Annotated in this window: 13 protein-coding genes; 5 read left to right on the top strand and 8 right to left on the bottom strand. The window is 72.9% G+C overall.

The genetic code is table 11. The features are described from left to right. Nucleotides 1-62 precede the first annotated feature (62 nt). Together LXM50_RS15130 and LXM50_RS15125 are read right to left on the bottom strand one after the other, a co-directional pair. Nucleotides 63-1124, bottom strand: coding sequence for a glycosyltransferase family 1 protein (locus LXM50_RS15130; RefSeq protein ID WP_233312312.1), 1062 nt, complete (start codon nt 1122-1124; stop codon nt 63-65). Beyond that, nucleotides 1121-2401 (bottom strand): glycosyltransferase family 4 protein, encoded by a 1281-nt coding sequence (locus LXM50_RS15125; protein WP_233312311.1) that lies wholly within the window; start codon nt 2399-2401, stop codon nt 1121-1123. The genes LXM50_RS15130 and LXM50_RS15125 overlap by 4 nt, the downstream gene beginning before the upstream one ends. A 148-nt stretch (nt 2402-2549) precedes the next feature. On the opposite strand from LXM50_RS15125, the gene LXM50_RS15120 reads away from it, so the two are divergent. Beyond that, the gene (locus tag LXM50_RS15120; RefSeq protein ID WP_233312310.1) at nt 2550-3512 is read left to right on the top strand and encodes a glycosyltransferase; all 963 of its coding nucleotides are present in this window, start codon (nt 2550-2552) and stop codon (nt 3510-3512) included. A 159-nt stretch (nt 3513-3671) separates the two neighbouring features. Here LXM50_RS15120 and LXM50_RS15115 read toward each other — a convergent pair whose 3' ends face one another. Then, on the bottom strand, nt 3672-4823 hold the full coding sequence (locus LXM50_RS15115; RefSeq protein ID WP_233312309.1) for a glycosyltransferase family 4 protein: 1152 nt from the start codon (nt 4821-4823) through the stop codon (nt 3672-3674). 154 nt (nt 4824-4977) lie between these two features. Here LXM50_RS15115 and LXM50_RS15110 point away from each other — a divergent pair, with 154 nt between their 5' ends. Further along, a complete protein-coding gene (locus LXM50_RS15110; protein ID WP_233312308.1) occupies nt 4978-6315 on the top strand; it encodes an HNH endonuclease signature motif containing protein in 1338 nt (445 codons plus the stop codon). Between the two features lie 159 nt (nt 6316-6474). On the opposite strand, the gene LXM50_RS15105 is transcribed toward LXM50_RS15110, so the two are convergent. Further along, complete coding sequence (locus tag LXM50_RS15105; RefSeq protein ID WP_233312307.1) at nt 6475-7785, bottom strand: glycosyltransferase family 4 protein; 1311 nt, start codon at nt 7783-7785, stop codon at nt 6475-6477. Nucleotides 7786-7913: 128 nt separating this feature from the next. Here LXM50_RS15105 and LXM50_RS15100 point away from each other — a divergent pair, with 128 nt between their 5' ends. Beyond that, nucleotides 7914-9221 carry a polysaccharide pyruvyl transferase family protein gene (locus tag LXM50_RS15100; RefSeq protein WP_233312306.1) on the top strand — a complete coding sequence of 436 codons (1308 nt, stop codon included), beginning with the start codon at nt 7914-7916 and terminating at the stop codon, nt 9219-9221. Between the two features lie 27 nt (nt 9222-9248). Here the strand turns inward: LXM50_RS15100 and LXM50_RS15095 are convergent, their stop codons facing one another. Then, nucleotides 9249-11072 carry an ABC transporter ATP-binding protein gene (locus tag LXM50_RS15095; RefSeq protein WP_233312305.1) on the bottom strand — a complete coding sequence of 608 codons (1824 nt, stop codon included), beginning with the start codon at nt 11070-11072 and terminating at the stop codon, nt 9249-9251. Nucleotides 11073-11271: 199 nt separating this feature from the next. Here LXM50_RS15095 and LXM50_RS15090 point away from each other — a divergent pair, with 199 nt between their 5' ends. Then, on the top strand, nt 11272-11763 hold the full coding sequence (locus LXM50_RS15090; protein WP_233312304.1) for a hypothetical protein: 492 nt from the start codon (nt 11272-11274) through the stop codon (nt 11761-11763). 85 nt (nt 11764-11848) lie between these two features. Next, a complete protein-coding gene (locus LXM50_RS15085; protein WP_233312303.1) occupies nt 11849-12919 on the top strand; it encodes a MauE/DoxX family redox-associated membrane protein in 1071 nt (356 codons plus the stop codon). A 33-nt stretch (nt 12920-12952) separates the two neighbouring features. Here LXM50_RS15085 and LXM50_RS15080 read toward each other — a convergent pair whose 3' ends face one another. Genes LXM50_RS15080 through LXM50_RS15070 form a run of 3 tightly spaced genes read right to left on the bottom strand, consistent with a single transcriptional unit; the run spans nt 12953 to nt 17798 of the window. Then, complete coding sequence (locus tag LXM50_RS15080) at nt 12953-14215, bottom strand: glycosyltransferase family 39 protein (RefSeq protein ID WP_233312302.1); 1263 nt, start codon at nt 14213-14215, stop codon at nt 12953-12955. Continuing rightward, nucleotides 14212-15471, bottom strand: a complete 1260-nt coding sequence (locus tag LXM50_RS15075; RefSeq protein ID WP_233312301.1) for a glycosyltransferase — start codon at nt 15469-15471, stop codon at nt 14212-14214. Before LXM50_RS15075 ends, LXM50_RS15080 begins: the two co-directional genes overlap by 4 nt. Beyond that, nucleotides 15468-17798: a glycosyltransferase gene (locus tag LXM50_RS15070; protein ID WP_233312300.1), complete on the bottom strand. Its 2331-nt coding sequence runs from the start codon at nt 17796-17798 to the stop codon at nt 15468-15470. The genes LXM50_RS15075 and LXM50_RS15070 overlap by 4 nt, the downstream gene beginning before the upstream one ends. Nucleotides 17799-17893: the final 95 nt, after the last annotated feature.

Raw genomic sequence — 17893 nt, 5'->3', positions numbered from 1 at the left:
TCCGCTCCGGCTGCGGTGTCCGCGGGGTGTTCACCGATCGCGGCGACGGGTCCCGCAACCGGTCACCGCAGGGCGCGCCAGACGTCCGCGTGCCCCTGTGCGGAGCGTTCCCAGGTGAACTCCGCCGCGCGGGCGCGGCCGGCGGTGATCAGCCCGTCGACGGCGGGGTCGCCCGAGGTCGCGGCCAGCACGCCGTCGGTCACCCCGTCGGCGGTGGGTTCGACGAGCAGGGCCGCCCCGCCCGCCACCTCGGGCAGGCTGCTGGTGTTCGCCGCGACCACGGGGACGTGTGCCGCCATCGCCTCGAGCACGGGCAGCCCGAAACCCTCGTAGAGCGAGGGCACGACCACGGCCCGGGCAGCGGCGACGAGCCCGGGCATGAGCTCGTCCGGCAGGCGCCCGAGCAGGCGCACCCCCGCCATGCGGGAGAACAGCTCGGTGCGGCGGGGGTGCGCCGGTCCGGCGAGCGCCAGCAGCAGGCCGGGTCGTTCGCGGTGGATCCGTGGCCAGGCGGCCGCCAGGGCGTCGAGGTTCTTGCGCTGCGCCGCGCCGCCCGCGTGCAGCACGTACGGCTGCTCGAGCCCCAGCGCCGCACGCGCCTCGGCGGGCAGCGGCGCCGCGTCGAGATAGCGCGGATCCACTCCGTTCGGGACGACATGCGGATCCGTCACGCCGAGGAAATCCACGGCCTCGGACGCGGTGAACGCCGACACGCAGATCACGGCCGCCGCCCGCCGCGCCTCGGCAGCTGCGGCGGCGACGGGCGCCGACTCGTCGGGGAAGCGCCAGGACACCACGTCGTGCAGCGTGATCACATCCGCGTGCGGAGACGGTGGCAGCTCCAGCGCCATCCGATGCGACACGGTGTCGCCGGCGTACAACGCGCGGCCGAGGGCGGCACGAGCGCGCTCCGATGCCTGCGTCACACGCCCGAGCGGAAGGCGGCGGTTGCCCGCGAGCGGTGAGCGGAGCGAGCGGAACACCAGGGGGCGCACGGTCCACGGCTCGGGTCCGGCCTGCGCCAGAGCCGCCGGCGCGCGCTCGCCGATCTGCTGCTGGTAGGCCTGGGCGCCCATCGGGACCTCGGTCGCGATGGTCGCCAAGGAGAGCCGCGGGCGGGTCATGTCGCCTCCTGTCCGGGAGGCGGGTCGACGGATCCGCCACGGGGGGCGGAACCGGGCTCCGCGCCGGATCCCGTGCGGGGCCCTGTGCCGGATCCCGTGCCGGGCTCGGCGCCGGATCCCGTGCCGGGCTCGGCTCGCCCATGCGCCTGCAGCCAGCGCTCGATGGGGGCGACGCACTCGGCCCAGGTCCGCTCCGCGAGCACCTGCGCGCGTTCGGGCGCAGGCGCCGGCTCCGAGTCCCGGTGCGCGAGGCGATCCGCGATCCACGCCGCCCATGCCGCCGGATCCGCGGAGACCTCCGCATGAGAGCCGGGGAAGGCGCTGGCGGCATCGGGCGTCGCGATCACCGCCGCGCCTGTGGCCAGGGCCTCGGCGAACTTCATGGCCGCGCCGACGCCGTCGATCACGGGCACCGCGACGACCGTGGCCTCCGCCGTGAAGTCGACGAGGCTCGGCACCTTTCCGACGAACTCCACGCCCGCCGGCAGGGCGACCGCCCCGTCCAGTCCGGTGCCGGCGATCCGGCACCGCGCATCGGGGGCCAGGGCGGCCAGCAGCGGCCAGACCTCGCCGAGGAACCAGTCCAGGCCGCGCCGGTTCGGCTCCCAGGCCCAGCCACCGAAGAGGGCGACCAGGGGCGCGCTGCGGGAGTACGCGCGATCGGGCCACTCCGCGGGGTCGATGCCGAGAGGCGCGGTGAAGACGCGCGGCGCCGCGTCCGGATGCTGCTCGATCAGCCGGATCCGCTCCGTGTCGGAGCAGGTGATCACCCCTTCGGCGCGGGTGATCGCCCGCGCCTCCAGCTGACGGTGCTGCGCGGCCTGGTCGGGAAGACCACGGGTGAGGAGCCAGGCGCTCATCGCGTTGTGCACGTCGAGCAGCACGGGAGCGCCGACGCCCTCGGGCAGCAGCCAGACCGAATCCTGGTGCGACAGCACGATCGCCTCCCAGCGGGGACTGCGCACGAGCCGAGCGAGTCGCCGGGCCGCGCCGGGCACGGCCCTGCCCTTGACGTGCAGCCGCGGCCGGATCACCTCGGTGAGCGCCGCGATCGAGGAGTCGTCCTGGGGTCCTGCCGGGCTGACCACGACGATCCGTCGTCCGTGCTCGCGCAGGGCGGCGATCTGGTGGTACTGCCGGCGCTGCCCACCCTGTCCGAACCGGTCGGGCACCTCGACGCTCAGCCAGAGGACCGCGCTCTGAGAAGGCGACGACGCCGTCGAGGCGCGCATCGCCCCGCGGCCCGTCGACCCGTGCAGGGCTCGGGCTCGCGCCATCTCGCCTCCTGTCCGTGTGCGGTTCCAGTATGCCCGCGCGGGATCCGGCTCACCCTCGTCGCTGGACGCACGCGCCGCGGATCGCGCTGGCTATCATCGACTCGAGGTGGCACATCCTCAGGTGTGGGCGACCGGCACAGGAGCGCAGGTGACCGCAGGACGAGCCGGCGAGGCGACGATCGGGATCATCATCCCGCTCTACAACGGCGCCCGCCACATCACCGAGACGCTGCGATCGGTGCTCGCCCAGACGTACTCCGCGCTGCAGGTGATCGTGCTCGACGACGGATCCTCCGACGGCGGTGCCGAGATCGTGCGCACCGCGTTCGAGGACCCGCGGCTGACGCTCGTGCAGAAGAGGAACGAGGGCATCGCCCGCACCCGCAACGCCGGGCTGGCCCTGCTCGGCGCCGACGTCGAGTACGTGGTCTTCATGGATCACGACGACCTCGTGGCCCCGGAGCTGTACGAGCGGCTGCTGCGCGTGCTCGCCGCGCGAGCGGACGCGGTCGGCGCGTATGCGGTCGCGGACTGGATCGACGCCGGCTCCGCCCCGCTCGGGGACGGGGAGTTCGCTCGTTTCATGCGGGCGCGCCAGGCGGTGCGCGGCGGGCGCGTGGTGCCGCTCGCACCCGAGGAGGACGCCACGCTGCCCGAGCTGTTCCTCGCCAATCACCTCTACCCGCCGAGCGGGATCGTGCTGCGACGCCATGAGATCGACGCGATCGGCGGGTTCGATCCTTCGTATCGAGTGGCCGACGATTGGGACGCCCTGGTGCGCCTGTCCCGGCGCGGTCCGATCGTGCCGCTGGACGAGATCCTGGTCGGATATCGCCGCCACGGGGCGAACGCCTCGGGGAACACCGTGCTGAATGTGCGCGAGAGCCGCGCGGTCTGGGCGCGCACGTACTTCTCCGCCGACAACTCCACCGCCGATCGGCAGGCCCTGCGGGCGGCATGGCGGGGAATGCAGCGACACAAGTTCCGGGTCAAGTCGGCCGCCGCGCGCCGCGAACTGCGCGCGCGACGCGTGCTCTTCGCGCTGCGGTGCCAGCTGGACGCCCTCGCACACCTTGCCCTGGTGCGTCCGCTGCGGCGCTGGGGGCGCTGACTCGGGCCATCGGCTGACCCGGGCCATTGACAGCGAGACCGAGACGGGGTCGCGAGACCGAGGTTCTCATCGTCGGTCTCGCGACGCCGGTTCGGTCTCGCGGACCCGGCCCCTGACTCGGCCCGGGCCCCGTCCTGGGGCTGGCGGCGCCGACCTGGATCAGATCCGCTCGAGCAGTGCGCGCAGCCGCGCCCACGCCCAGTCCGGATTCCGCTGCTCCGCCCGGCGCAGGCCGGCCTCGCCGCGCCGGATCCTGTCCGCCGGATCCGCGATGAGTTCGCGCAGTGCGGCGGCGAGCGCGTCGGGGTCGTTCGGCGGCACGAGCACGGCCACGTCTCCGACCACGCTCGGGATGCCGCCCGTGCGGGAGGCGATGATCGGCAGGCCGCTCGCCATGCCCTCGCCCAGGATCAGCCCGCTGGGCTCGGCCCAGACCGAGGGCACGACGAGCACGTCGGCGTCGCGATAGAGGGCAGGGAGGGCGTCCCTGTCGGCGAACGGCAGGAAGGTCGCGGTGGCACGGCTCGCGAGGGCGAGGTCGCGCACCTCCTGCTCGTAGGGGGTGGCGGGCGCATTCGGGTCGAACTCGTGGCTGCCCACGAACACGAACTCGGCCTCGTCCGGTCCGAAAGCCCTGGCCGCCCTGGCCAGCACGTCGGGACCCTTCGACGGGATCATCCGCCCGACGTACAGCACGCGGACGGGACGGGACCCGGTGGCCCGTTGCGAGGCAGGGGAGAACCGGGAAGTGTCCACCGGGTTCTCCACGACCGCCACCTTCGATCGCTGCGCGCGCGGCAGCAGCGCGCTGGTCTCGTCCGCCAGAGCGTCGCTCACGCAGATGACCGCCGCCGCCTCTCCGACGATGCGGTCCGCCTCGCGGGGACCGTAGGTGCGGAACAGCTGGTTGTGCGCATAGATCGACACGCGGTGGCCGCTGCCGCGCAGCAGCCGGGGCAGGATCGGCGCGTTGTGCGCGAGCACATCGGCCTCCGGCAGCGCGCGCACCGCATCCGCGAGCGGGGTGAACCATTGCGCGACCCGCGGACGGAGCAGGCCGAGGCGCCCTGCCGCGGCATCGAGGTAGTGGCCGTTGCGCGTCACGCCGGGCGCGCGGTCGTACTCGATCAGGTCGACGCCGTCATACCGCGGGGACATGGTGGTGCGGTCCAGGATCACGCCATGACGGGCGTCGCCCGCACGCACGGCGGCATCCGCGAGCAGATGCACCACCGTCGGAACCGCGGATCCGGTGCGGGGGGAGAAGTGGTCGCCCGGCGTGATGGCGTGGATGACGCGACGCTCGCCCATGGGGCCAGCTTAGGGCGGCGGGACGCCGGGCCCGTCGAAGCGGGCGGAGCGACCGGTGCGGCGTCTTGCAAGTGCAGGGAATTCCCAGGTCGAAGCTGGAATCCACTTGTCGACAACTCTAGAACATATCTTCGATCCCTGGTAGGATCGGAGCATGACCAGCACCCTTGATCCGCTCCTGGAAGCCACTCGGCTTCTGGTGGAGGCGTGGGGTGATGCGCGGTCTGGCGGGGATCTGTCGCGCGCGCAGCTGGTGGCAGTGAACGACGTGCTGGGGTTGCTGCACCGTTCCTCAGGAGCGGTGCATGCAGAGGTCGCGGCGGCGATCGCGTACGAGTCGCGGCGAGAGTTGGGGCCGGAGTCTTTGGCGAAGCAGCAGGGCTACCGGAACACGGCCCAACTGATCGCGACGACCACCGGGACGTCGACGGGGGACGCGACCCGGCTGGTCAAGGTCGGGGAGGCCACCGCGCCGCGCTCGAACCTGATCGGGGAGCCGCTGCCGGCGAAGTTCCCCGCACTGCGGGAGGCGCTGGCCGTGGGCCGGATCGGCGCGGCGGTGGCGGATCTGCTGGTCACGTTCCTGGACCGGATGATCGTGAAAGTCGGCCGTGGGGCCGTCGCGCAGGCGGAGGAGTTCCTGGTCGGCAAGGCGCCCGGGTTGTCGTTGGACGAGGTCCGGCGGATGGTGACCCGGTTGGAGGCGCATCTGGATCCGGATGGGGTCGCCCCGCGGGAGGACGAGTTGCGGTCGCGGGCGTCGCTGTCGATGTTCGAGCGGGATGGGATGCTGCACGTGAACGCGGTGCTGGATCCGGGACGGGCGGCGGCGGTGAAGACGGCGATCGAGGGGTTCGTGTCTGCCGAGTTCGCCGCGAAACGTGAGGGCCGGGACCCGGCCGCCCCGGATGCGGATCGGCGCAGCGTGGTGCAGGTCCAGGCCGACGCTCTCGTCCATTTCGCCGAACATGCCCTCACCTGTCAGCGGAACAAGACGTTGAACGGGGCGACCGTGATCGTCCGCGTCAACGCGACCGACCTGGAGCACGGCAGCGGGTTCGGGCTGATCGACGGGATCGAACAGTCGGTCAGCATCGACACCGTCCGCCGCATGGCAGGCGGGGGCGGCATGACCAGCTGGGTGTGCGGGGACAACGGGGAGGTCTTGAACTGGGGACGCGACCGGCGCCTTTTCACCCGCGCCCAACGCCACGCCCTTACCGAACGCGACGGGGGGTGCGCGTTCTGCGGACTCCCACCCGGAATGACCAAAGCCCACCACATCGACTGGTGGAAACGCGACCACGGCAAAACAGACCTGTCCAACGGTGTGCTGCTCTGCGAGACCTGCCACCACCTCATCCACGACAACGGCTGGAACATCCGTGTCGACGGCACCGGCATCCGCGCGAGAGTCTGGTTCCTGCCCCCACCCGGCACCGGATCCCCACCGCGCCTCGGCGGCAGAGCGCGCACCGAACACATCGCGTGAGCAGCCGCGAGAGCGCGCGTTTCGTCTCGGTCGCGCTGCGCGCGTCCTCGCTCGACGACCCGAGGTGACGACGGGGCGGGCGCCCGCTGCGCTCGCTCGATGCGGGCTGGGGGAGGAGACGGGGCGTCCCCAGGAACGCGTCTTCGACGCAGAGGGAGTTCAGAGCGGGGAGTGCACGCCCAGCGCCGGGATCAGCTCGACTAGCCGGCGCGCGTAGCGGTCGGTGCCGTACCGGGTGCGCGCCCATTCGGTCACCTCGGAATCCGATGCGGAGGCGCCTCCGAGTGCGGTGACCACTGCGGCGGCGAACTCGCGCGGATCGTCCGTCACGGGGAACGGGTGCCGGCCGTCGTCGTCGGTGATCCCCTCCGCACCGACCGTGGTGGCGATGACGGGGAGCCCGCGCAGCAGCGCGTCGATCGTCTTGAACTTCACGCCTGCCCCCGAGTGCAGCGGGACGAGCGCGGCCGAGGCCGTGTCATAGACCTCGTCGAGGTCGTCGACATAGCCCGTGACGGTCACTCCGGAGATCAGCGCTGCACGGTGGTACAGCGACTCCGGAGGGTGGACGCCGACGAGCATCAGCGCAGCCTCGGGCAGGGCCGCGCACACCGAGGGCCACACCTCGTCCAGCAGCCACACGGCCGCCTCCACGTTCTCGCGCCGGTCGAAGGCCGCGACGAACACGGCGGGTCCTCTGCCCGGCATGGCCGATCCGACCGGCATGGCCTCTCCGCCTGACACGGCCTCTCCGCCCGACGTGGCCGCTCCGCCCGACAGTGCCTCTCCGCCTGACAGGGCCGCTCCACCCGGTGCGGGATCGGGATGCTCGGCCGGATCCCACAGCGGCGGATCGAGTGCGACCACACGCGGGCGCCGGCTGGCGCGACGCACTTGCCGGGCGTCCTTGTCGCTCAGCACGATCACGACATCGGCGCTTCGGAACGACGAGGGCTGCGTCACGGCGACCACGAGCGCGCGCCATCCTCGCCACACGACCTTGGTGGTGGCGCTCTGCGCCCGGGCGGATCGCAGCCACCGGAGCTCCCGCTGCAGCGGCACATCGTGCGCGACCAGCGCGGTCGGTCGCCGTCCCGCCGCGCCCCGCAGGAGGAACGCCGTCTCCTCCCACTGCGCCTCGACGAACTCCGCATGCCGAAGGGCCTCGCGCACGGCGGGGCTGCGTCGCAGCGCGCTGCGCCTGCTGGGTGCGAGCCAGTGCGGCAGCAGGAGCGCCGCGAGACGATCGAGGGCACGCAGACCGCGGGAGTCGTCACCCGCGACCAGGATCACACGGCCGGGATCCTGCGTGCGCGCGAGGCCGATCCGGTTGAGCTCGGTGTCGGGGGCGACGACGGTGACCTCGTGGCCGAGGGTACTCAGAGCGCCGAGATGCCGACGGTAGTACTCCCCGCCGGCGTGCGGAATGCCCGGATAGGGCACAACGAGGGAGAAGCTGACGATCCTCATGCCCGAGGGCCGGATCCGTCGTGCGACGACGGGGTCGGGTGAACCACGACACAGGTATATCACCGCGCGGTCACAGGCAATAGCATCGCGGCGGAGGACGCATGCCGATCACAGAAGGGGCCCGGACGGTGCCCGCCGTCGCAGCCGCGCGGCGCGAATCGCGGCTCAGACGCGGCCTGTACGCGCGCGCTCGGCAGGCGCTCCTCTCCGACGCCGGGCTGCGCCTCGTGCACGCCGTGGAGCGGATGCGCGTGCTGGCGCATCCGCGGCGCCTTCCCCTCCGCCGTGGCTCCGACCAGCGGGAGCAGGATCGGGATCGGGATGCGGTGATGCTCCCCGCGGGCGGCGGCAACATCGGCGATCAGGCGATGTTCGAGGCGTATCTCGCGAACACCCCGGGCGATGTCGTGGCCGTGATGCGCGACGCCGACGCCTACGTCATCCCGGAGGAGGACCGCGCCCGGGTGCGGGTGCTGCACGCGCCGCTGCTGAGCGGCGGGACCCTGCGCGGACGCTGGGGCGAGGTGTGCGCGCTCGCCGACCAGCTCCGAGCCGCGCGATCGTTCGCCGTGATCGGCGCCGACATCATGGACGGCGGGTACAACCGCGCAGAGGCGGTGACCCGCGCCGAGATGCTCCGGCTGGCGCGGCGGCTCGGCGCCGACGCTCGGCTGCTGGGCTTCAGCTGGGGTCAGAAGGTCGACTCCGCCGCGTCCGCAGCGCTGGCGCGGGCGGCACGAGAGGCGCGGCTGTTCGTGCGGGATCCGATCTCGGCCGAGCGGCTGGACCGCGCGGGGATCGCCGCGGTCGAGGCCGCCGACCTGGTGTTCGCGGCCGATGGCGAGCGGGAGCCGGCGGACGTCTCGGCCTGGCTGGCGCAGCTTCCGGATCCGGTCGTCATCGTCAACCTCAGTGGCCTCATCGAACGCAGGACCGACCTCGTGCCCGAGTTCGTTGCGCTCATCGATCGGCTGACGGCGGAGGGCATGCGCGTGGTGCTGCTGCCGCACTGCCTGCGCGACGCGGACGACGACCTCGCCGTGTGCCGGCGCGCGGGGGAGGCGGCGGCTCGCGCGGACCGGGTGCTGCTCGTCGAACGGGCGCTGCGCCCCGCCGAGGTGCGGTGGCTCACGGCGCGGGCGGATGCGGTCGTCACCGGCCGTATGCACCTGTCGATCCTCGCCCTCGGGCAGGGCACGCCCGTCGTCGTGCTGCGCACCCGGGGCAAGGTGGAGGGCCTCGCGCGGATGTTCGGCCTGGAGGAGTACACCCTCGACCCCGCGCCGGGCATCGGCGACGAGGCCGGAACAGCGCTCGCAGACTTGTTCGCCGACACGACCCTGCGCGAACGGATCGGTGCGCGGCTGCCGCATGTGCGCGCTCTCGCGCAGCGGCAGTTCGCTCCGGACGAGCGGCCGAGCGCCGCGGCCGTCTGAGCGGAGGCGCTCAGGCTCGGGCTCGGATCACTCCAGCCGGCCGAGCTGGACCAGGCGCGCGAACTCCGGATCCTGTTCCCGCACCTGGTCGAAGGTGCCCTGTGCGGCGATGCCGCCGTCGCGCAGATGCACCAGGTGATCGACGGCCCGGACGGTCGAGAGCCGGTGCGCGACGATGATGATGGTCATCGTGCCCTGCAGGGACTGCAGCGTCTGCGCTATCTCGTGCTCGGTGGCGTTGTCGAGCGCGCTGGTCGCCTCGTCGAGCACGAGTACCCGAGGGCGCAGGTACAGGGCGCGCGCGAGGCCGACGCGCTGACGCTGACCCCCGGAGAGACGGGTGCCACGCTCCCCGACGATCGTGTCGATGCCGTCGGGCAGATCCGTGACGAGGTCGCTGAGCTGCGCTTGCGCGAGAGCGGTGTGCACGCGATCCCGGTCGATGTCGGCGGGGTCGACTCCGAAGGCGACATTGCGCGCGATCGTGCCGCTGAGCAGGTACACGTCCTGGGGCACGACGCCGATCTCCGAGTACCACGTCGCCGGATCATCCGAGATGCTCCGCCCGCCGCAGCGGACGACGCCGGACGTGGGGGAGAACAGGCCGAGGATCAGATCGACCACGGTGGTCTTGCCGGCGCCGCTGCCCCCGGTGAACGCCACCGTGCGGTTCTCGCCGATGGTGAGCGAGAGCCCGTCCAGCACCGTCACGTCCGAGTCGGGATACCGGAAGGTGACGTCGTCGAGCACGATGTCGCCGCGGTACGGCTCGTCGCTGCGCGGCTTCTCGTCGTACAGGTCGGCCGGATCCAGCTCGGCCAGCGCGTCGACCATGATGTTCAGGCCCACGCCGCCGACCCGCGTCGTCGCGAGGTTCGCGGAGACCCGGGTGAGGGTGGGCAGCGCGCGCAGCGCCGCGGTCGCGAACAGTCCCAGCACCGGGATCACCTGTGCGGCGGATCCGACGGCGAACATGAGGATCGAGATGCCCACGATCGCGATGATGAACGCGATCTCGAGGATGTGGCGCGGCACGTCGCTCATGAAGCTCAGCTCACGACCGGCCCGGGCGCTGCGCAACCGCGACTCGCGGAAGTCGTTGACGAACGCCGAGCCGCGGGAGCTCAGCCGGGTCTCGCGGAAGCCCTCCAGCCCTGGCATGAGCGCCTGCCAGGCCTCGAGGCCGGATTGGGCGATCGTCTCGCCGATCCGCAGCTGGCGCCGGCGCAGGGCGAACTGCACGCCGCCCACGATGCCGCCGAACAGCACGATGGTGAACACCGTGGCACCGGGTGCCGCGAGCGCGAGCACCGCCATGATCGCGACCAGGACGAGCACGTCCGAGCACATCGTGACCACGGCCATCAGCACGCTCGCCGCCTGATTGGTCGCATCGTTGATGTTGCGGTAGACGACGCTCAGCGTGCGCGCCCGATGCGCGGCGTAGGGCGCCTGCACGTACCGGTTCATCAGCTCCGTCGCGGCGAGGGCGGTGATCCGCGTCGTGCGGCCCAGCAGCCACCACCGGAACAGCAGCGATCCGGCGGTCTTGATCAGGAAGACGAGCGCAATGAAGCCGCCGACGAGCGGGATCAGCACGGACAGCTGCGAGCTTCCGGCTGTCGCAGCGACCCACTCGAGCACGGGGCCCTGAGGGGATCCCGTGGTGATGAGATTCATGAGCGGCAGCATCGCGGCGACGCCCGCCATGTCGAGCAGGGCCAGAACGACCGAGGCGGCCACGGTGGTCAGGATCCACTGGCGCGGACGGGCGCCCGTGACACGGAGCAGGGTGCCGAGCTGCGGCAGCAGCGCCCGCGGCGTCGTCCTGCGGGCTGAATCCCGTGCCATCGCGCGTGTCCTCCCGCGAAATCATTGCGAACCCCGTATCGGAATATTGGCTCATACGCTAACATCGCTCTTGTCCGCGTTATGCCGTCATCTGGGGTCGCATAACGCATTGCATTCGACTGGGGAACTGCATATGTCTGAGAACGAACCGTCGGTAGGCATCAGCCGCCGCACTGTGACCAAAGCAATGGCGTGGGCCATGCCCGCCGTAGCTGTCGCCGCGACCGTGCCGTTCGCGGCCGCGAGCGCCTGCAACGATTTCAACCCCGAGAATCCGTGTCCGATCACGCTGGCCGGCACGGGCTGCAAGCTCCCGGGTAACTCCAACTCCCTCTACAAGGGCTACGCGTTCAAGCTCACGATCGCCAACCCGACGGGCGCGCAGATCACGATCAACGTGACCTCCGCGACGCTGGACGGCAGCAGCCTGGGCGGGGTCCGGGTGGTGAACCTCAACGACGGTTCCAGCCAGGCCAACCCGTTCACGGTTCCGGCGCACACGACCTACACCGCTGCGTTGCTGACGGTGAACGCGCCGAACAGCTCGAACGGCGCGCTGAGCATCACGTACACCGTCAACGGCGGCGCGCCCATGGTGGCGAACGCGACCATCCCGTCGGCCCCGCCGATCCAGGGCGCGTCGTGCTCGACCTTCAACTCGACCGAGAAGGGCTACATCGCGGCACAGTGATGTCCGGTGCACTCGTATGAAGGCCCTGCTTCGGCGGGGCCTTCTTCGCATCCCGGATCCGCCGCCCGCTGGATAGCATCGCACCATGCCCGTTCCGTTCGCCGTGACACTGCCGCTGCTGCTCGCGGGAGTGCTGCTCGTGAGCGCCGGGGCGAAGCTGCGCTCGCCCGGCGACCCGCGGGAGTGGGAGGCGCTCGGCGTGCCCCGGCCGCTGCGGCGTGCGGCGCTGCTGCGGCTGCACCCGTGGGCCGAGGGCGCTCTCGGCATCGCCGTGGCGGCACTCGGTGGCTGGCTCGGCGCTCTCGCGGGCACCGTCGCCGCGGCCCTGATGCTCGCCTACATGGTGCTGGTCGCACGGGCCGCGGCCCGCGGGGGAGCATCGTGCACCTGCTTCGGGGTACCCGCGCCGGTCACCGGTGCGACGGTGGTGCGGAACATCTGGCTGACGGCCCTCGCAGTCGGCGCCGCGCTCGGCGCGGCCGGCACCCCGCTCCTGGGTGGCGCGCTCGCGGCGGGGATCGCGCACCTGCCGTGGCTGCTGGCGGCGCTGATCGCCGTCGTCACCACCGCGCTCGTGCTGTGGCGGGCGCCCGCGCGCCCGTCGGCGACGACACCCGGGGTGCCGGTGGTTCCCGGATCCGCGGCGGGCGCGGACGGTGGCCCCTCCGACGCTCCGGGCGGATCCCCGCGCGGTGATGAGCTCGAGTACGCGCGTCGCCGCACGCCGTCGGTGCCGGTGACGCTCGCGGACGGCACCGAGGTGAATCTGCGTGAGCTCGCCGCGAGGAAGCCGATGCTGCTGCTCGCGCTGTCGTCGATGTGCGAACCGTGCGAGACGATCCGGGAGCGGCGGGCGCACTACCGCGCGTTGCTGCCCGAGGTCGACGTGCGGCTGCTGCTGGTGGAGCCGACGTCGAGCCGCTGGGCCGAACGCGAGGAGCCGCAATCGCTGCACGACCGCGGTGACTACGTCGCCGGATCGATCGAGGAATGGGCCACACCGTCCGCCGTGCTGCTCGGCGCCGACGGCCTGCTCGCGGGCGGCCCGGTCACCGGCGACCTTGCCGTCGAGGCCTTCATCGGCGACGTGTACGAGGCCTTGCACGGGGAGCGGCCGCCGACGGACCCGCAGCCGGACGCCGCGACCGCGAGTTGAGGGCGGCTGACGTCGACCGGGGTTGCGCGCGGGTCAGAGCTGGAGCATCACGCGGTCGCCGACCGCGGCGATCTGGACGCCGGTCCAGCCGCACAGCACCAGCAGCACCAGCACGAGCAGCGCGCACAGGATCCAGTCCCCGCGACGGCGGCGGATCCACAGCGTCGCGGACCCGAACGCCAGAGCAGCCAGGGGCAGCGCGCCGTACGCGGTGCGGAACGCGACGTGCCAGCCGAGCCCGACCTGCAGGAGCCAGGCGGCGACGCTCGCGACGCCGGTGACGAGGAGCACCGCGAGCGGAACCCCCCGGGCGCGCTCGCGGGCGACCGTGAGCAGCGCGACGGCACCGACGACGAGCACGGCTCCCACCAGCACCGCGAGCACATCGACCCAGCCGGGGGCGGCGAACACGTTGCGGAGGTACTCGTCCGGCAGCGTCAGGTAGGTGAGCGCCTCGCGGGCGAGTGCGAACGGGGTGGTCCCACCCGACTGGAAGTGGTAGCCTGCGGCGTCCACGCCCGCCTGCCCGGTGAGATCGCCGTAGAGCGCGAGATTGCGCAGCACCCACCAGGTGCAGCCCGCCGCGATGACGATCGCCGCTGCCAGCGACTCGCGCCAGCGGCGGCGCGCGAGCAGCACGATGAGCAGTCCGCCCACCAGAGGGGCGACGGTGATCTTCACCATGATCGCGACGGCGCCGAGCGCGCCGAGCACCAGTCCGCGCCCCCACGGTCTCGCGCCGGGACCGCCGAGCGCGACGAGGACGGCCGCGAACCCGGCCACGAGCGACCAGGTGTCGTTCTGCACCGAGGCCGACATCACGATCAGCATCGGATTCAGAGCCACGAACGCCGTCCCGCTCACGACGGCTGCGGCCTGCCCGGGAATCGTGCGGAGCAGGATCCGAGCGACCAGCCAGGTCAGAAGCACGGCGCCCAGCACGCCGAACAGTCGCACGCCGAGGAAGCCGGCCTCGCCGGTTCCGAGCAGGCGGATGATCCCGGCGGCGGCGAGGTAGAACACCGGCGCCTGCTGACCTTCGTAGGTCACGCCGGGATCGCCGAGCACGGGCAGGGTGCCGTGCGCGGCGACCCAGACGGCGTTCGCCCAGTGGGCGGTCTCGTCGTAGGGCAGGCCCGCGGGCACGGCGAACGCGGCGATCGTGCCGAGGGCCGCGGTCGCCACGCAGAGGGCGACGGTGAGGACGCCGCTCTGCGCATCGCTGCCGTGCCGGAGCCTCGGCGACCGCGTGCGCGCCACGTCCCGTGCGGCGGGGACCGGGCCCGAGGCGCTCATGATCCCGCCGCCGCGGCGAGCACGGCCTGCATCTCGGCGACGCGCAGGGACCAGTCGGCGGAGAGCGCCGGATCCGGATCCGCCCCCGTCGTCCGCGGTGCCGGGACGGTCGGCGACGGGTCGATGGCCTCGGCCAGCGCCTTCCGCACGGCGTCGGGGAAGTCCTCGGTCGTCGCGATCCGGATCAGCGGGTCGTCGGCGTCGCGGAAGCCCGCCACCGGCGTCGACACGACCGGGCGCCCCACGGCCCGGTACTCGTAGAGCTTGAGCGGATCCAGACTCTCGGTGAAGTCGGTCACGACGTGCGGCACGAGCAGCGCATCCGCGTGCTGCAGATAGCCGATGACCGCCTCGCGTCGGCGCGCACCGAGCACGATCGCGCCCGCGTCGCGCAGCCGGGCGGTGTCGGCCTCGTCGAGCGCATTCGGCCCCACCAGCACGACCGTCCCGCTGGTGCCGGCGTTCGCGGTGCTCCCGCCCGTGGTGCCGGTGCTCCCCGCGGTGCCGATGCTCCTTGGGCCGCCCCAGGCGCTCCCCGGGTCGCCGGCGCCGCCGGTCCGGTTGCCCGCGCCCAATTCCGCCGCGGTCCGCACGCACAGCGCCACGTCGAGGCGGTCTCGGTGCAGGGTGCCGAGGTAGAGCGCGACCGGACCGGGGGGCAGGTCTGCCGGACGCGGCTGCGGAGTGCGGTAGGCGTCGACGTCGACGCCGTTGCGCACCACCGCGATGTCCGGGCGCTGCGGACTCTTGCGCCGCGCCAGTTCGGGCGAGCAGGCCACCACGGCGGCCGCATGCCCGAGCAGCCACGCCTCGCCCTCCGCGACGCGGTGCATCTCCGCCGCGGGCCGGTCGGCGGCCAGCCAGTCGTCGGTGAGGTCGTAGAGCGCCCTCCAGCCGGTGCGCCGGGCGAGCCCGGCCATGCGCGGGTCGTTGACCCACAGCAGCGGATCCGTCATGCCCAGCCGCGCCGCGGCGCGGGTGATGGTGTGTTCGATCCGCTCGTCCGCCCCCGGGTCCATCCGACGCGGCAGCCATTTCACGGGACGGATCGTGTGCAGCCGCTCGGCCACCGCGCGCACGCCATGGCCGAACTCCGGCCGGGCGCGCCGCCGGAGGGCGTGCAGGGGGTCGTCCGGAGGCTCGACGAACAGCACGCGGAGGGCAGGATCCTCCCGCAGCAGGCCCGAGACCAGGTGCTGATTGCGTCGCCACACCTCGTCCCAGCGCTCGAGCGAGAGCACGACCAGGTCGCTCATCGCCGCGCCTCGCCTTCGCGTGCGCCGCGCGGCGCGGCGTGGCGGGCGATCGCCTCGCGGTACACGGCATCCGTCCCTGCGGCCTGGGCCTCGAGCGAGAACCCGGCACGCTGGCGCTGCTGCGCGGCGGTCGCGAGCCGGGCCCGTGCCTCCGGATCCGCGGCGAGCAGACGCAGGCGCGTTCCCGCGACCTCCGCGTCGCCGGGCGGGAAGAGAGCATCGGGCTCCAGCCCGTCGAGCAGATCGAGGTGCCCTCCCGCTCCGGCGGCGACGGCGGGGAGGCCCGCCTGCATCGCCTCCAGGACGGTCAGCCCCAGACCCTCGCGCGGACAGGGGGCGAGGAGGAGCCCCGCCTGCGCCAGCAGCGCGGCGATATCGGACCGGTACCCGAGGAACCGGGTGCTGCCGCCGAGACTGAGCCGGGCGACCTGGGCTTCGAGCTCCTCGCGTCGTGCACCTTCGCCGGCGATCCACAGCCGCCAGCCGTCGGCGGCGAGGCCGGATGCGGCGAAGGCGTCGATCGCCACGTCCGTGGCCTTCTCCGCCTCGAGGCGCTGCGCGACGAGCACGATGCGCTCCCGTGGACGCGATGCGGTCGGCTCCGATGGAGGCAGACCCGAGTGCACGACCGTCGAGGTCACGCCGATCTCTGCCGCCACCGCGCGGCTGATCGCGATCTCCGCATCGACCACACGGGCGGCGACCGTGTTCATGTGCACCGTGGCATGGCGGCGCCGCGGCTGCGCGAAGTGCCGGGTCGCCACGACGGCGGGCCTGCGGCCGCGCCCGAAGGCGAGCGCGGCGGCGGCCTCGGCGGCCGTCATGTGCACGTTGACCACATCGGCGTCGCCTCGCACCGCTCGCAGCGCGCGGCGCACCCCGAGATTGCCGCGCGCGGGGACGAACCCGACGCCGGAGCCGGCGAGCGCCGCCGACATGCGCGCCGGGTCGCCGCCGATCACGCGCACCCGTGCGCCGGCGGCCTGCTGGGCGGCGGCGAGGCGCACGATGAAGCGCTCCACCCCGGCGAACCCGTCCGAGCTGACCGCGTGCACGATGTCGAGGGGCCGGGCGTCACGGCCGTCGGCGGGCTCGGGGTCCGGCTCGGGAGTGTGCTGACCGCGAGACCGAACCTCCGTCGCGAGACCGACGTTTTCATCGTGGGTTTCGCGACGCAACTTCGGTTTCGCGGGCGAGGGAGGCGTCGGATCCGCCGCGTCCGGGCGCACGGATGCCAACAGGGCGAGGTAGCGGTGCGCGATCCTGTCCCAGCCGAGGTGCTCCACGCTGCGCCGGCATGCCTCCCGCCAGTCCGCGACGTCGGTGGCCGCGACCTGCTCGAGCCGGGCGGCGATGCCCTTCGGATCCGGATCCACCAGGTAGCCGTTCACGCCGTCCTCGACGAGGTCGACGGCGCACCCCTGCCGTGTCGCGATCACGGGCAGGCCCGAGGCCAGCGCCTCGGAGATCACCATGCCGTAGGGCTCGTAGAGCGTCGGGAAGACGAACATGTCCGCTGCGGCGAACACCGCGGACAGGTCGGTCTTCACCCCGGCGAAGTGCACGCGGTCGGCGACCCCCGCCCGCTCGGCGCGGCGCAGCATCAGCGGAACGGTCTCGGAGTCCCCGCCGACCACCAGCAGCATCACGGTCGGCGCGTGCACGAGGGCGTCGATCGCGAGCGGCACTCCCTTCCAGCGCAGCTCGTGCCCGACGAAGAGGGCGATCCGGTGCTCGTCGTCCAGCCCGAGCGCGGCACGGGCCGCTGTGCGTTCGGCGACGGTGGGAGGCCGGAACCGCTCGAGGTCCACGCCGTTGGGGATCACCTGCACCGGAGGGGTCGCCACTCCGTAGCAGCGCTCCAGCTCGGCGACCTCGGCCGAGGTGAGCGCGACGATCGCGCGATGCGTGCGGCCGCGATAGCGGATCCGGTCCACGACGTAGGCGAACGGCACCATCGGATTGCGCAGCACCCGCCACAGCGCCCGTCCGCGGGCGCGCACCGCCGCGATCGTGATCACGTGATTCACGAAGACGTCGCCCGCGAGCACCATGCCGTGGCACAGGGCGACCGCGTCCGGCCGCTCGGCGAGGTAGCGCCGGGCGCGGGCGCTGCCCCGAACGACGAGGCGGAACTGCGTGCCGATCATCGACAGCCGGCGCTGCCAGGCGGCCCGTTGGGTGCGTGGGGGCACGCGCACGAGCTGCGGCGCGGTGAGGGATTCCACGGTGTGCCCGGCGGCGCGGAACGCTCGCTCGAGCTCCCACGCGACACCCGAGATGCCGGCGCCGGGTGCGACGCTCGGTGCGATCTGCACGATCCTCATCACGGTCCGATCCCCTACGCAGCCCATCGGCGCGCGGACCCCGGCGCGCCGCTGACTCAGCGTAGCGTGCGCGTCACGCCGGCAGGGCGCGGTGT

Origin of the sequence: Microbacterium sp. Au-Mic1 (genome assembly GCF_021341785.1) — a bacterium.
Classification (GTDB): Bacteria; Actinomycetota; Actinomycetes; order Actinomycetales; family Microbacteriaceae; genus Microbacterium.
The sequence above is the reverse complement of the archived record's forward strand: the minus strand, read 5'-3'. Positions and strand labels throughout refer to the sequence as shown.